We start from the raw sequence: 13,391 nt of genomic DNA, 5'->3' as shown, positions 1-13,391 counted from the left end.
GCCGTCCCGTCAATGCGGCCCCGTCAGCGCCGCGCTGTCATCCGGCTTGCTCGAGCGCGCGCCGCAGCTTCGCCTCGACCTGCTCCACCTCGGCCTCTCCGTCCAGCGGCATCGCCCCGTAGAGGTTGTTGAGGTCGCTCACATAGCCGCGGATCTGCTCGCGGATCGAGGCGAGCGTGCGGTCCGGCACGATCCCGGCGGCGCGCAGCTCGGCCTCGGTGGCGGGGGTCTTCTCGGGATAGGTGTTCAGGTCCGCCACCCGCAGCCCCGCCGCCGGCCCCACCCCGCGCGAGAAGAAGCTGCGATAGTCGCGCACCACCACGAGCCCGAGCGGCTCGGGGCCGAGCCCGGCCCGGTGAAGCCGGTCGAACATCACCCAGTTCTCGGCCACCCGCCGCACCACAGGCCGGCGGAAGGCCGCGGCCCAGGCCTCCGCGTTCGGACCCGTTTCGCGGCCCTCGAGCACGGCCTCGCGCTTCGGCCCGCGCGGCGAGATGCAGTGCTGGCACCCGCCCACCGCGTGCAGGAGCTTCAGCTGCCGCGCCGGGACATAGACGGCCCAGGCACCCCATTTCACCCGCATCAGGCGGCCGTCCAGCGCCGCATGGGTGGGCCAGAGCCGCACCCGCTCGATCACCTCGACCGCAAGATCGTCCATCGCACTGCCCCTTCGCCGCCCTGCCTTGCCCTAAGCGCGGACCGGCCATGCGTAAACCCCGCCCGGCTTGCGGGGCCGGACCGCGATGCTTATGCAAGGCCGGATGCACGACATGGGCAAGACGATGCGGCTTCTCGACAGGATCAGGGCTTGGGAGCGCGGAATGCGCACGCGGCGGCACGACATCGGCACCGCGCGCGGCCGCAGGCAGGCCTTCGCGAGCTACCTGATCCTCGACCACGCGATCCTGCGCTACTGGTGGACCAACTTCCACCTCGTCGCGCCGGGCGTGTTCCGCTCGAACCAGCCGACCCATGGCCGCTTCGGCAAGATGGCCAAGCTCGGCATCCGCACCGTGATCAACCTGCGCGGCGAGGGCGGCCATCCGCGCTACCTGTTCGAGGCCGAAAGCTGCCGCGCGCTGGGGCTGCGGCTGGTCTCGACCCAGCTGTCCGCCCGCAAGGCGGCGCCGCGCGACCAGATCCTGCGGCTGTTCCAGCTTTTGCGCGAGGCCGAGCGCCCGGTGGTGATGCATTGCAAGTCCGGCGCCGACCGGGCCGGCTTCGCCTCGGCGCTGCACCTGCTGGCCGAGGGGCATTCCGTCGCCGAGGCGCGCCGCCAGCTGCATCCGCGCTTCCTGCACTTCAAGAACTCGCGCACCGGCATCCTCGACCACATCCTCGATCTTTACGAGGCGCGGCTGCAAGAGGGCCCGATCGGCATCGAGGAGTGGATCGCCACCGAATACGACCCCGAGGCCGCCACCGCGAGCTACGCCGCACGAAAGGCGGACCGATGACCGCCACCACCGACCCTGCCGCCACCCCCGCGACCGGCCCCGTCGCCGCCGAGGACCGGCGCGGCCTGTTCCTGTGGCTGTGGCGCGGCTACCTGTCGCGGCACTGGCGCCTGCTGGCCGTCGCCATGGTGCTGATGGCGATCGAGGGCGGCTCGCTCGGGCTCTTCGCCTCGATGATGAAGCCGATGTTCGACGAGATCTTCGTCGCCGGCCGCACCGACGCGCTGTGGATCGTCGGCGTCGTGGTCATGGGCATCTTCATCGTGCGCGCCGTCACCTCGATGTCGCAGCGCGTGCTGATGACCACGATCCGCGAACGCACCGCCGCGCGCATCCGCGCCGACCTGCTGTCGCATCTGATGCGGCTCGACGGCGGCTGGCACCAGTCGCACCCGCCGGGCTACCTGATCGAGCGGGTGCAGGGCGACGTCAACGCCATCAACCAGATCTGGTCGACCATCGTCACCGGCGCGGGGCGCGACCTGACCTCGGTTGTCGCGCTCTTCGCGGTCGCGCTCTCGGTCGACTGGAAATGGACGCTGGTGGCGCTGATCGGCATCCCGGTTCTGGTGCTGCCCTCCTTCCTCGCGCAGAAATACGTGCGCCGCCGGGCGCGTGCCTCGCGCGAGATCGCGGCGCGCATGTCGACCCGGCTCGACGAGGTGTTCCACGGCCTCGCCCCGATCAAGCTCAACGGGCTCGAAGGCTACCAGTCCGACCGCTACGGCCAGCTGATCCGGCAGCGGGTGCGCGCCGAGACCCGCGCCGCCACCGGCCAGGCCGCGATCCCCTCGATGATCGACATCATGACCGGGCTCGGTTTCCTGGGCGTGCTGTTCTACGGCGGCGCCGAGATCATCGCCGGCGACAAGACGGTGGGCCAGTTCATGGCCTTCTTCACCGCCATGTCGCTCGCCTTCGAGCCGCTGCGCCGGCTGGGCAACATCTCTGGCCAGTGGCAGGCCGCCGCCGCCTCGATCGAACGGATGCGGATGATCTTCGCCGCCCGCCCGACCCTGACCTCGCCCGCGCGTCCGCGCCCCGCGCCGCAAGGCGCGCCCGAGATCGCGCTCGACGACGTCCGCCTCGCCTATGGCGACCTGCCGGTGCTGCGCGGCGCGTCCTTCACCGCCGCCGCCGGCAAGACCACGGCGCTGGTCGGCGCGTCCGGCGCGGGCAAGAGCACGGTCTTCAACCTGCTCACCCGGCTGGTCGATCCGCAATCGGGCGAGATCACCATCGGCGGCGTGCCGACCCGGGCGATGTCGCTCGAGGAGTTGCGCGGCATGATCTCGGTGGTGACGCAGGACGCGCTGCTGTTCGACGAATCGATCCGCGACAACATCCTGCTCGGGCGCACCGACGTCTCGGACGCGCAGCTGCGCGAGGTGCTCGACGCCGCCCATGTCAGCGACTTCCTGCCCCGGCTCGCCAACGGGCTCGACAGCCCCGCCGGCCCGCGCGGCTCGGCGCTCTCGGGCGGCCAGCGCCAGCGCGTGGCGATCGCCCGGGCGCTTCTGCGCGACACGCCGGTGCTCCTGCTCGACGAGGCCACCAGCGCGCTCGACACCCGCTCCGAGGCGGTGGTGCAGGAGGCGCTGGAGCGGCTCTCAGAGGGCCGCACCACGCTGGTCATCGCGCACCGCCTCTCGACCGTGCAGGGCGCCGACAGCATCGTGGTGATGGACCAGGGCCAGGCCGTCGACCAGGGCAGCCATGCCGAGCTTCTGGCGCGCGGCGGGCTCTATGCCGATCTGCACGCGCTGCAGTTCCGCGACGCCGAGAAGGAATGAGCCCACGGGCTGACGTCGCCGCGATGGCCGCCTATATCTGCCGCCATGACCCATGACCGCACCATCATCGCGCTGACCGGCGCCGACCGCGAGGAGTTCCTGCAGGGGCTCGTCACCACCGACATCGCGCGGGCCCGCGACGGCCTCGTCTACACCGCGCTGCTCACCCCGCAGGGCAAGCTGATCGCCGACTTCTTCGTGAAGGGCGAGGCCGAGCGGCTGCTGATCGACGCGCCCTCGGGCATCGCGCCGCAGCTGGCGCAGCGGCTGTCGATGTACAAGCTGCGTGCCGACGTGGCGCTTGAGGAGACCGGGCTGCGGGTGCGCCGCGGCACCGGCCCGGCCCCCGAGGGCGCCTTGCCCGACCCGCGCCACGCGGCGCTGGGCTGGCGGCTCTACGGCGACGAGTCCGGCGACGACGGCAGCGACTGGACCGCGATCCGGGTCGAACACCTGATCCCCGAATGGGGCAGCGAACTGGGCCCCGAGACCTACATCCTCGAGGCCGGCTTCGAGCGCATGGGCGGCGTCGACTTCCGCAAGGGCTGCTATGTCGGCCAGGAAGTGACCGCGCGGATGAAGCACAAGACCGAGCTGCGCAAGGGCTTCGCGCGGGTGGCGGTGGACGGCCCCGCCGAGCCGGGCAGCGAGATCCTGTCGGCCGACGGCCGGCCGGCTGGCACGCTGCACAGCCGCGCCGGCGACGAGGCCATCGCCTGGCTGCGCTTCGACCGCGCGGGCGACGGCATGACGGCGGGCGACGCGACGCTGCGGCGGATCGACTGAGCCCCGAGACGCGAAAAGGGCGGCCGAATGGCCGCCCTCTCCTCAACTCTTCCGGCCGCGATCAGGCGCGCTCGGAATATTCCATGCTCTCGGTGTTGACGACGATGTCCTCGTCCTGCGCGACAAAGGGCGGCACCATCACCCGCACGCCGTTGTCCAGAACCGCCGGCTTGAAGCTGTTGGCCGCGGTCTGGCCCTTCACCACCGGCTCGGTCTCGACCACCTTGCAGGTCACCTTCTGCGGCAGCGAGACGTTCAGCGCCTCTTCGCCGTAATATTCGATCTGCACGGTCATGCCGTCCTGCAGGAAGGGGCGACGCTCGCCCAAGAGGTCGGCCGGCAGCGCGATCTGGTCGTAGGTCTCGCTGTCCATGAAGGTCAGCATGCCGTCGGTCTCGAACAGGAACTGCTGGTCGCGCTGCTCGAGGCGGACGCGCTCGACCTTGTCGGCGGAGCGGAAGCGCTCGTTCAGCTTGGAGCCGTTGCGCAGGTTCTTCATCTCGACCTGCGCGAAGGCGCCGCCCTTGCCGGGCTTGACGTGGTCGACCTTGACCGCCGCCCAGAGGCCGCCATTGTGCTCGAGAATGTTGCCGGGGCGGATCTCGTTACCGTTGATCTTGGGCATATCGGTCCATGTGACGAAATTGTGGCAGATGCTTGATCGCGACTTTGGCCCGCCTATATCTCGCGGGTCGCGGCAAGGCAAGCTGACCGGATACTTGCGTTCTTCCCGTGCCGTCATGCACCGGACGCATGGCTGGCATTCCGAAATCGACCACCCGAATCGGGACGAAATCGCGATAGTCACTCGAACGCCAAGGCGACAAGAGCAAAAAGAACGTAAGGAAGCATCATGAAGGAATTTGTTGACGGCACCGCCTACAACAATGAGCAGGGCAACCGGGCCCGCAAGCTCTTCGCGGCCGTCGTTCTCGCCGCTCTGGACGACGCCATTGCCGATGACAAGAAATACGGCAACGGCCCCGAGCAGATCGCCCGCTGGGCCCGCTCCCGCGATGGCCGCGAAGTGCTGTCCTGCGCGGGGATCGACCCGAACGAGCGCGTCGTGCAGGGCCTGATGGAGTTCGTCGGCAAGGGCGTCCGGACCTCGGTCGCGCTGTCGCGCGAGGAAAGCGAGCGCCGTCACGCCGCCGAGCTGGAAACGCGCGCCGCCTGAGCGTGCCGCACAGCCTGCGCGAAAGGCGCGGCTCCCCGACCGGGAGCCGCGCCTTTCGTTTGCGCTAGAACACGAAGCGCCAGATCCCGGACGAGCCCAGCTCGGCCAGCAGAAGCAGGAGCAGCACCGCCCGCATGGCGAGGCTGCGGAACCGCCATAGCATCCAGCCCGTCAGCGCCACCGACAGCCCGGCCTCGAGCGGGCCGACGAGGCCGGCATGGCGGGCGCTGTCCCAGTAGCTGAACGGCGAGACGAAGCGCCACTCCGTGAACGGCCACAGCATCGGGCGCGCATCCTCGGCGTGCAGCGCCAGGTCGAGACCCAGATGCAGCAGCCCGGCCCCCGCGAAGGCCACGAGGACCGGCCAACGCCCGTAGAGCGCCAGCGCCAGCCCGGCCGCCCAGAGCGGGATCGAGTTGTCGATGGCGAACACCGCCATCCACGCATCGGAGAAATAGTAGTCGCGGAAGATCACCGCCGCCGGCACGCCCTCGACCAGAAGGCTCCAGCCGACCAGCAGGTAGAGCGACAGGTCGGGCGTCAGCCCGCCCAGAAGCGCCGCCGCCGTGACTGCCGGCCGGCCCGGCCGCCCGAAGGCCGCCGCGCCGAAGATCAGATGTGCCGGTGTGTTCATCCCTTTTCCCCGTCGTCCGCGCCGCCTAGACAGCTAGGGCAAACCGGCCGCGGCCGGAAGATGCGGTCAAAGGACGCGGGCGGGGGTGCGATGACGCGGGCCATCATGATCCAGGGCGCGGGCTCGAATGTCGGCAAGTCGCTGATCGTCGCGGGGCTGGCGCGCGCGGCCCGCAATCGCGGCCTCGCGGTCGCGCCGTTCAAGCCGCAGAACATGTCGAACAACGCCGCCGTCACCGCCGATGGCGGCGAGATCGGCCGGGCGCAGGCGCTGCAGGCGCGCGCCGCGGGGCTCGAGCCGCTGATCGACATGAACCCCGTCCTGCTCAAGCCCGAGACCGACACCGGCGCGCAGGTCGTCGTGCAGGGCCGCCGGCTGACCACCGCGCGGGCGCGCGACTACGCCCGGCTCAAGCCGACGCTGCTGCCGCGCGTGATCGAAAGCTTCCGCAGGCTGGCCACGGGGCGCGACCTGATCGTGGTCGAGGGCGCGGGCAGCCCGGCGGAGGTCAATCTCAGGGCGGGCGACATCGCCAACATGGGCTTCGCGCGCGCCGCCGGCGTGCCGGTTGTGCTGCTGGGCGACATCGACCGGGGCGGCGTGATCGCGCAGCTCGTGGGCAGCCATGCCGTGCTCGACCCAGAGGACGCGGCGCTGATCCGCGGTTTCGCGGTCAACAAGTTCCGCGGCGACGCGACGCTCTTCGCCGAGGGCATGGAGATCATCGCCCGCCGCACCGGCTGGGCACCGCTCGGGATCATCCCGCATTTCGCCGAGGCCTGGCGCCTGCCGGCCGAGGACGCGGCCGAGATCACCGCCCGCCCCGGCGGCGCGCTGAAGATCGCCGTGCCGCGGCTGGGCCGGATCGCGAATTTCGACGATCTCGACCCGCTCTCGGCCGAGCCCGGCGTCAGCGTCGTCATGGTCGAGCCGGGCCGCCCCCTGCCCGGCGACGCCGACCTGGTGCTGATTCCCGGCTCTAAATCCACCATCGCGGATCTCGCCGCCTTTCGCGCCGAGGGCTGGGACATCGACCTGCGCGCGCATCTGCGCCGCGGCGGCCGGGTGCTGGGCATCTGCGGCGGCTACCAGATGCTCGGCCGCGGAATTGCCGACCCGGAGGGGATCGAGGGCGCGCCGGGCCGGGTCGAGGGGCTCGGCCTGCTCGACGTGGAGACGGTGATGCGGCCCGAGAAGCGGCTGGGCCGCAGCACCGGCCACGCCCGCGACAGCGGCGCGCCGGTCACCGGCTACGAGATCCATATCGGTGCGACCGAGGGCCCCGACACGGCGCGGGCCTGGCTCGAGATCGAGGGGCGACCCGAGGGCGCGGCCAGCCGCGACGGGCGGGTGCGGGGCTGCTACCTGCACGGGCTGTTCGCCAGCGACGCGTTTCGCGGCGCCTTCCTGCAGGAGCTGGGCGGCACGCCCGGCGGGACGGCCTACGAGGACGGCGTGGAGCAGACGCTCGACGCGCTCGCGGCCCATCTCGAGGCGCATCTCGATGTCGATGCGCTCCTGGAGATGGCGGCGCCGGTCTGAAGGCTCAGTCGAACTCGCCCGTCGACAGCGCCCGGAAGATCTCGCGCCGCACCAGCTTGCGGACGTTGCGGGTGATCCGCTCGCCCAGCTCGCCGTCGAGCTCCTCGCGCAGCACCTCGCGCACGATGTCCTTCAGCATGTCGGGGTCGAGCGCGGCCTCGGCCGTCTCGGCCAGCGACGCGCCCCGGCTTTCCGCCGGTGCGGGCGCGGCCGGCCCGGGCAGGACATCCCGCTCGGGCTCCGCCGCGGGCTCGTCCCAGCTTTCGTCGAACGGCGCCTCGGCCTGCGGCGGCATGGCCAGATGCGGCTCGGGCATGGGCTCCTCGTCTGGCACCGGCTGCAGCCGGGCCGCCCCGGCCTGCCCCTCGGGGGCGGGCTGCTGCGGCTCGGGCCGCGATGCCATGGACGGCTCCTCGTCCGGCTCGGACGGTGCCTCGACCGGCGCGGGCCGGGCGGCGCCATCGGCCTGGAACGGCGGATGGCGACGGCTGAGGAACGCGGCCTCGTCGCCGCGCACGGCCTCCCAGTCCATGACCGGCGCGGCCTCGCTGCCGTCGGGCTCCCATTCCTCGCTGCGATGGGTGATCGCGGCCTCGAGCTCGGCGATCGTGCTCTGCAGCCGCGAGCGGATCGCGGCGCCGCGTTCCCGGTGGGCCTGCCCCGCCTCGCCCTCTGCCGTCTCGGCGCGGGCCGCCTCGGCGGCGATGGCCGAGATCGCGGCGCCGATCACCTCGTCCGGCGTCGGCTCGGCGCCCTCGGCGTGATCGTCGCGGCCGTGTTCGGAGGTCTGCGCCGGGGCGTCCCCGCTTCCGACCCGCAGCGCCGGGGTCAGCACCAGTGGCGCGGCCCCGCGCTTGGACGTCACCCGGTTGGGGGCGACGGCGCGCTCGGACGCGGCCGGGCGCGCCTCGGTGGCGGCGTTCTCCCCGTCCGACAAAAGACGGCGGATGGAGGACAGCACGTCCTCGATTTCGACGGATTTCACCGGATCGGACATGGACTACCCTGCTTGCCTCGACCCGCAGTCTAGCGGGTCGAGGATCGTCTCACAACAGCGGCGCGAGCGCGTTACCGGCCGATCGCCTCGAGCACCCGGTCGAGCGCGCGCCCCTGCTCCGACTTGGCCGCCGGCGCGTTGCGCACGAGGTTGTAATAGGCCGCCGGGTCGTAGACCTGCACCGCGAGGCCCAGCTGCTGGGCGGTGAGCTGGCCGGTCGCGGCGAGCACCGAGTAGGTCGCGAGCGTCTCGTCGATCTGCGCGGAGACGAGGTTGGTGCGCGCGTCGAGCAGGTCCTGCTCGGCATCGAGCACATCGAGCGTGGTGCGGGCGCCGAGCGCCGCCTCCTCGCGCAGGCCGTCGAAGGCCAGTTGCGCGGCCGTGACCTCGCGGCCCGACGCCTCGATCCCGGCCCGCGCCACGGCGAGGAAGGAGTAGGCGTTGGCCACGTTGCGCTCGATCGTGCGCGCGGTGTTGAGCAGGTCGCCCCGCGCCGCGTCGCGGCGGGCCTGGGCCTGGCGCACCTGGCTGGCGATGCGGCCGCCCGCATAGATCGGCGCGCCGACATCGATGCCGATCCGCTCGTTGTCGTCGAAGTCGTCATTGACGGTGATGCCGCCCGAGAGCGTCATCTCGGGCCGCGTCGCGGCCTCGGCGCGGGCGATGTTCAGCTCGGCCACGGTGACGCGCTGCTGCGCCTCGCGCAGCGCCGGATGGGTGCGCCGCGCGATGTTCTGCGCCTCGGCGAGGCTCGACGGGATGCGGGCATCGGGGGCCGGGGACAGGTTGCCCGGCGCGCGGCCGACCGCGGCGCGGAACTCGGCCCGGGCCTGGGTCAGCGCGCCTTCGTCGGCGGCAAGCTGGCTGCGGGCGGCGGCAAGCCGCGCCTCGGCCAGCGACACGTCGGTGCGGGTCACCTCGCCGACCTCGAAGCGGTCGCGCGCGGCGCGCAGTTCCTGGGTGATCAGGCGCAGGTTGTTCTGGCGCAGATCGACGAAGGCGATGGCGCGCTGGATCTCGAGATAGGCCTCGACGATGCGCTGCAGCACCTGCTGCTCGATGCCGCGCAGGCTTTCGCGCGTGGCCAGAACCAGCGCCTTCTGCGCGTCGATCGCGTAGCGGCTGGCGCCGCCGTCGTAGAGCAGCAGCGACGCGGTCAGCGAGGCGCTCGCCGCCGTGTCGGTCGCGGTGCCGCCCGCCGGGTCGGGGCCGCGCGTCGCGCGGGCATCGGCCGACCAGTTCAGGACCGGGCGGAGCGCCGAAAGCGCCTGCGCCACGTCCTCGTCGGCGGCGCGCAGCAGCGCGCGGTTCTGCTCCAGCAGGCCGCTGTGCTCGTAGCCGAAGGCCAGCGCGTCGGCGAGCGTTTCGGCCCGCAAGGCCGGGGCGGTGGCCGCGGCCAGCCCGATCCCCATCACCAGTGATCCCAGAATTCGCCGCATACCGCCCTCGCCCATTCCCTCGTTATCGGTGGTGTCACCGTCGTTCAGAGCACGAAGTCGCGCTCCCCTTCGAAGCCCGCAAGCACCGGCGCGCCGGCATTGAAAGCGTAGCGCCACGAAATCCGTCCGTCGATCTTGTGACCGATCCGCACCACGCCGACCGCCCCTTCCGCGAAGATCGCCGCGACGCGGCCGCCTTCGCGCAGCTGCTCCTCGAGCGACTCGGGAAAACGCTCGATCGCGCCTTGCAGGATGATCGCGTCGTAGGGCGCGCTCTTCGCCGCCCCCTCGGCCAGCGGGCCGCAGAGCACCGCGGCGTTGTCGACGCCGTTCTCGGTCAGGATCGACTGCGCCTCGGCGGCGCGCGCCTCGTCATCCTCGACCGCGGCCACGAATCCCGCGAGCCGGGCCAGCACGGCCGTCGAGTAGCCGAGCCCGCAGCCCAGATCGAGCACCGCGTCCTCGGCATCGAGCATCAGCCCGTCCAGCATCTTGGCCAGGGTGCGCGGCTCGAGAACGACGCGGTCGCCGCCCAGCGGCAGGTTCTCGCCCACATAGGCGGCCTCGCGCAGATGGGCGGGCACGTACTGCTCGCGCGGCACCTCGAGCATCGCGTTGATGATCGGGAATTTCGTCACGTCCGACGGCCGCACCTGGGTGTCGACCATGAAGACGCGGCGGGTCGCATAATCAACCACGGGCCGGGACTCTCTCGTTCAGTTTCGCCATGGCCGTGATGCCACAGGCGGAGGGAGGCGGCAACTGCGCAAGCCCGCTTCGCAACCTGCGCCCCGCCGCGACCGGGCAGCCCCGCCACACCCGGCGGCATCTCCGGGCTTGCCCGAAGGCCGCGGTCGTGGCATGAATGAACGATCGTTCACCACGGGACTCACGATGCTCGACACCCGCCGCGACACCAAGGCCGAGATCGGCGCCGCCGCGCTGCGGCTATTTGCCGAGCGCGGCTACGCGGCGGTCTCCGTGCGCGACATCGCCGAGCGGGTCGGCATCCGGCCCAGCGCGATCTACAACCATTTCCCCGGCAAGCAGGACATCCTCGTGGGCCTGCTCGAAAGCCACATGGAGCGGCTGCTGGCGGCGCTCGCGCGCGGCGTGCCCGGCACGGGCGACCCGGCGGCGCGGCTCGACGCCTTCGTGCGGCTGCATGTGGGCTACCACATCCGCCGGCCCGACGAGGTGTTCATCGCCTACATGGAACTGCGCAGCCTCGAGCCGGAGAATCTCGCCCGCATCAAGACGCTGCGCCGCCGCTACGAGGCGGCGCTGCGGGCGATCCTCGAGGACGGCCGCGCCACGGGCCGCTTCGCGATCGACGAGCCCTTCGTCGCGACGATGGGCCTGATCGCGCAGATCACCGGCGTGACCAATTGGTACCGCGAAGGCGGCCGGCTCGGCGAGGCCGAGGTGGTCGAGCTTTACGTCACGCAGGCGCGCCGCGCGGTCGGCGCCGCCATGCCCCAAACACAGGACAGGGAGGACACATGTTCGACAGATCGATGAATTTCGCGCTCGGCGACGAGATCGAGGCGCTGCGCGACATGGTGCACCGCTTCGCGCAGGAGCGGATCGCGCCGCAGGCCGAGGAGATCGACCGCTCCAACCAGTTCCCCGAAGGGCTCTGGCAGGAGATGGGCGAGCTGGGCCTTCTGGGCATCACCGTCGAGGAGGAGTTCGGCGGCGCCGGCATGGGCTACCTCGCCCATTGCGTCGCGGTCGAGGAGATCAGCCGGGCCTCGGCCTCGGTCGGCCTCTCCTACGGCGCGCATTCCAACCTCTGCGTCAACCAGCTGCGCCGCAACGGCACCGAGGAGCAGAAGCGCAAATACCTGCCCAAGCTCATGTCGGGCGAGCATGTCGGCTCGCTCGCCATGTCCGAGGCGGGCGCGGGCTCGGACGTCGTCGGCATGAAGCTGAAGGCCGAGAAGCGCAACGACCGCTTCGTGCTGAACGGCACCAAGATGTGGATCACCAACGGTCCCGACGCCTCGACCCTGATCGTCTACGCCAAGACCGACCCCGAGGCCGGCCCCAAGGGCATCACCGCCTTCATCATCGAGAAGGGCATGGCCGGCTTCTCGACCGCGCAGAAGCTCGACAAGCTCGGGATGCGCGGCTCGAACACCTGCGAGCTGGTGTTCGAGGATTGCGAGGTGCCCTACGAGAACGTGCTGGGCGAGGTCGGCGGCGGCGTGAAGGTGCTGATGAGCGGGCTCGACTACGAGCGGGTCGTTCTGGCCGCCGGCCCGGTCGGCATCATGCATGCCTGCCTCGACGTGGTCGTTCCCTACGTCCACGAGCGCAAGCAGTTCGGCCAGGCGATCGGTGAGTTCCAGCTGATGCAGGCCAAGATCGCCGACATGTATGTCGCGATGAACGCCTGCCGCAGCTACGTCTACGCCGTGGCCGGCGCCTGCGACCGGGGCGAGACCAGCCGCAAGGACGCCGCCGGCTGCATCCTCTACTCGGCCGAGGCCGCGACCCAGCAGGCGCTGCAGGCGATCCAGGCGCTGGGCGGCAACGGCTACATCAACGAGTACCCGACCGGCCGGCTCCTGCGCGACGCCAAGCTCTACGAGATCGGCGCCGGCACCTCCGAGATCCGCCGCATGCTGATCGGCCGCGAGCTGTTCAAGGAAACCGCCTGACCGCGGGGGCCGTCGGCCCCTGCCCGCTCACGAAGCGCTTGCGAAAAAGGCCGCCGGTTCGCCCGGCGGCCTTCTCTTTTGCCTCGGAATGCAGCCCCGCGGCGCGGTCAGGCCAGCCAGCGCTTGCGCCGCCGGTAATGCTTGATCGCGTGGTAGTCGACCTTGCCGCCGCTGCCGAGATAGAACTCCTGCACGTCGGGGTTCCGCTTCAGCGTCTCGGCCTCGCCGGACATCACGATCTGACCGTTCTCGATCAGATAGGCCCGGTTGACGATTTCCAAGGTCGCCGCGGCGTTCTGCTCGACCAGCAGCACGGTCAGCCCGTGCTTCTGGTTGATCTCGCGGATGATCGCGAAGATCTCCGCCACCAGCACCGGCGCGAGGCCGAGGCTGGGCTCGTCGAGCATGATCAGCTTCGGCTCGGTCACCAGCGCCCGGCCGATCGCCAGCATCTGCTGCTCGCCGCCCGAGAGATACCCCGCCTTGGAGCGCGCGCGCTCCTTCAGCCGCGGGAAGTAGCGGTAGACCTCGTCGCGCAGCTCCTCGAAGGAGCGTTCCGCCTTGCCGCCGCGATAGGCGGCGACGAGGTTCTCGTCGGGGGTCAGATGCCCGAAGACCCTGCGGCCCTCGAGCACGTGGACGAGGCCCCGGTCGACCCGCGCCGGCGCGCCCAAGGGCCGCAGGTCGGTGTCCCCGAAGCGGATCTCGCCGCGCGTGATCTCGCCCCGCTCGGGGCCGAGAAGCCCGCTGATCGCCTTCAGCGTGGTGCTCTTGCCGGCGCCGTTGGAGCCGAGGAGAGCGACCATCTCGCCCTCCCCCACCTCCAGCGACACGCCCTTGATGGCGAGGAACACCTTGTCGTAGACGACCTCGACGTTCGAGAGGGCGAGTCCCGTCATG

The 13,391-nt window shown here is 71.1% G+C and carries 14 protein-coding genes; 7 read left to right on the top strand and 7 right to left on the bottom strand.

All coding sequences use genetic code 11. From position 1 onward, the window contains the following. Positions 1 to 37: 37 nt before the first annotated feature. The gene (locus tag BLT43_RS07140; RefSeq protein WP_090111354.1) at positions 38 to 658 is read right to left on the bottom strand and encodes a hypothetical protein; all 621 of its coding nucleotides are present in this window, start codon (positions 656 to 658) and stop codon (positions 38 to 40) included. A 112-nt stretch (positions 659 to 770) separates the two neighbouring features. On the opposite strand from BLT43_RS07140, the gene BLT43_RS07135 reads away from it, so the two are divergent. From BLT43_RS07135 to ygfZ, 3 genes are read left to right on the top strand one after another with little or no spacing between them, the layout of a single operon-like run. After that, a complete protein-coding gene (locus BLT43_RS07135; protein ID WP_090111551.1) occupies positions 771 to 1,457 on the top strand; it encodes a tyrosine-protein phosphatase in 687 nt (228 codons plus the stop codon). After that, positions 1,454 to 3,250: an ABC transporter ATP-binding protein gene (locus BLT43_RS07130; RefSeq protein WP_090111352.1), complete on the top strand. Its 1,797-nt coding sequence runs from the start codon at positions 1,454 to 1,456 to the stop codon at positions 3,248 to 3,250. Before BLT43_RS07135 ends, BLT43_RS07130 begins: the two co-directional genes overlap by 4 nt. A 45-nt stretch (positions 3,251 to 3,295) precedes the next feature. Then, positions 3,296 to 4,036, top strand: coding sequence for a CAF17-like 4Fe-4S cluster assembly/insertion protein YgfZ (ygfZ, locus tag BLT43_RS07125; RefSeq protein ID WP_090111349.1), 741 nt, complete (start codon positions 3,296 to 3,298; stop codon positions 4,034 to 4,036). A gap of 61 nt (positions 4,037 to 4,097) precedes the next feature. Here ygfZ and efp read toward each other — a convergent pair whose 3' ends face one another. Further along, positions 4,098 to 4,661 carry an elongation factor P gene (gene efp / locus BLT43_RS07120; RefSeq protein ID WP_090111348.1) on the bottom strand — a complete coding sequence of 188 codons (564 nt, stop codon included), beginning with the start codon at positions 4,659 to 4,661 and terminating at the stop codon, positions 4,098 to 4,100. A 228-nt stretch (positions 4,662 to 4,889) separates the two neighbouring features. Here efp and BLT43_RS07115 point away from each other — a divergent pair, with 228 nt between their 5' ends. Next, complete coding sequence (locus BLT43_RS07115) at positions 4,890 to 5,213, top strand: DUF6280 family protein (RefSeq protein ID WP_090111345.1); 324 nt, start codon at positions 4,890 to 4,892, stop codon at positions 5,211 to 5,213. A gap of 64 nt (positions 5,214 to 5,277) precedes the next feature. Here the strand turns inward: BLT43_RS07115 and BLT43_RS07110 are convergent, their stop codons facing one another. Beyond that, positions 5,278 to 5,847: a cobalamin biosynthesis protein CobQ gene (locus BLT43_RS07110; protein ID WP_090111344.1), complete on the bottom strand. Its 570-nt coding sequence runs from the start codon at positions 5,845 to 5,847 to the stop codon at positions 5,278 to 5,280. 90 nt (positions 5,848 to 5,937) lie between these two features. On the opposite strand from BLT43_RS07110, the gene BLT43_RS07105 reads away from it, so the two are divergent. Next, positions 5,938 to 7,389: a cobyric acid synthase gene (locus tag BLT43_RS07105; RefSeq protein ID WP_090111343.1), complete on the top strand. Its 1,452-nt coding sequence runs from the start codon at positions 5,938 to 5,940 to the stop codon at positions 7,387 to 7,389. A 4-nt stretch (positions 7,390 to 7,393) separates the two neighbouring features. On the opposite strand, the gene BLT43_RS07100 is transcribed toward BLT43_RS07105, so the two are convergent. The 3 genes from BLT43_RS07100 to BLT43_RS07090 form a co-directional block, all read right to left on the bottom strand. Beyond that, positions 7,394 to 8,386 carry a hypothetical protein gene (locus BLT43_RS07100; RefSeq protein WP_090111342.1) on the bottom strand — a complete coding sequence of 331 codons (993 nt, stop codon included), beginning with the start codon at positions 8,384 to 8,386 and terminating at the stop codon, positions 7,394 to 7,396. 71 nt (positions 8,387 to 8,457) lie between these two features. After that, positions 8,458 to 9,825 carry a TolC family outer membrane protein gene (locus tag BLT43_RS07095; RefSeq protein WP_090111550.1) on the bottom strand — a complete coding sequence of 456 codons (1,368 nt, stop codon included), beginning with the start codon at positions 9,823 to 9,825 and terminating at the stop codon, positions 8,458 to 8,460. 44 nt (positions 9,826 to 9,869) lie between these two features. After that, complete coding sequence (locus tag BLT43_RS07090) at positions 9,870 to 10,523, bottom strand: protein-L-isoaspartate O-methyltransferase family protein (protein WP_090111341.1); 654 nt, start codon at positions 10,521 to 10,523, stop codon at positions 9,870 to 9,872. A 196-nt stretch (positions 10,524 to 10,719) separates the two neighbouring features. On the opposite strand from BLT43_RS07090, the gene BLT43_RS07085 reads away from it, so the two are divergent. Together BLT43_RS07085 and BLT43_RS07080 are read left to right on the top strand one after the other, a co-directional pair. Beyond that, the gene (locus tag BLT43_RS07085; protein WP_090111340.1) at positions 10,720 to 11,346 is read left to right on the top strand and encodes a TetR/AcrR family transcriptional regulator; all 627 of its coding nucleotides are present in this window, start codon (positions 10,720 to 10,722) and stop codon (positions 11,344 to 11,346) included. After that, positions 11,328 to 12,491, top strand: a complete 1,164-nt coding sequence (locus BLT43_RS07080; RefSeq protein ID WP_090111339.1) for an isovaleryl-CoA dehydrogenase — start codon at positions 11,328 to 11,330, stop codon at positions 12,489 to 12,491. Before BLT43_RS07085 ends, BLT43_RS07080 begins: the two co-directional genes overlap by 19 nt. A 107-nt stretch (positions 12,492 to 12,598) precedes the next feature. On the opposite strand, the gene BLT43_RS07075 is transcribed toward BLT43_RS07080, so the two are convergent. After that, positions 12,599 to 13,390 (bottom strand): ABC transporter ATP-binding protein, encoded by a 792-nt coding sequence (locus BLT43_RS07075; RefSeq protein WP_090111338.1) that lies wholly within the window; start codon positions 13,388 to 13,390, stop codon positions 12,599 to 12,601. Position 13,391 lies beyond the last annotated feature (1 nt).

Source organism: Limimaricola pyoseonensis, from assembly GCF_900102015.1.
GTDB classification, from domain to species: domain Bacteria; phylum Pseudomonadota; class Alphaproteobacteria; order Rhodobacterales; family Rhodobacteraceae; genus Limimaricola; species Limimaricola pyoseonensis.
This window is presented reverse-complemented; position numbering and strand designations above follow the sequence as displayed.

Excerpts from the sequence above, each read along its gene's own strand:
- BLT43_RS07100 (WP_090111342.1), bottom strand. The coding sequence starts at position 8,386 with ATGTCCGATCCGGTGAAATCCGTCGAAATCGAGGACGTGCTGTCCTCC.
- BLT43_RS07080 (WP_090111339.1), top strand. The coding sequence starts at position 11,328 with ATGTTCGACAGATCGATGAATTTCGCGCTCGGCGACGAGATCGAGGCG.
- BLT43_RS07075 (WP_090111338.1), bottom strand. The coding sequence starts at position 13,390 with ATGACGGGACTCGCCCTCTCGAACGTCGAGGTCGTCTACGACAAGGTG.
- BLT43_RS07140 (WP_090111354.1), bottom strand. The coding sequence starts at position 658 with ATGGACGATCTTGCGGTCGAGGTGATCGAGCGGGTGCGGCTCTGGCCC.
- BLT43_RS07105 (WP_090111343.1), top strand. The coding sequence starts at position 5,938 with ATGACGCGGGCCATCATGATCCAGGGCGCGGGCTCGAATGTCGGCAAG.
- BLT43_RS07135 (WP_090111551.1), top strand. The coding sequence starts at position 771 with ATGGGCAAGACGATGCGGCTTCTCGACAGGATCAGGGCTTGGGAGCGC.
- BLT43_RS07095 (WP_090111550.1), bottom strand. The coding sequence starts at position 9,825 with ATGCGGCGAATTCTGGGATCACTGGTGATGGGGATCGGGCTGGCCGCG.
- BLT43_RS07130 (WP_090111352.1), top strand. The coding sequence starts at position 1,454 with ATGACCGCCACCACCGACCCTGCCGCCACCCCCGCGACCGGCCCCGTC.
- efp (WP_090111348.1), bottom strand. The coding sequence starts at position 4,661 with ATGCCCAAGATCAACGGTAACGAGATCCGCCCCGGCAACATTCTCGAG.
- ygfZ (WP_090111349.1), top strand. The coding sequence starts at position 3,296 with ATGACCCATGACCGCACCATCATCGCGCTGACCGGCGCCGACCGCGAG.
- BLT43_RS07115 (WP_090111345.1), top strand. The coding sequence starts at position 4,890 with ATGAAGGAATTTGTTGACGGCACCGCCTACAACAATGAGCAGGGCAAC.
- BLT43_RS07085 (WP_090111340.1), top strand. The coding sequence starts at position 10,720 with ATGCTCGACACCCGCCGCGACACCAAGGCCGAGATCGGCGCCGCCGCG.
- BLT43_RS07110 (WP_090111344.1), bottom strand. The coding sequence starts at position 5,847 with ATGAACACACCGGCACATCTGATCTTCGGCGCGGCGGCCTTCGGGCGG.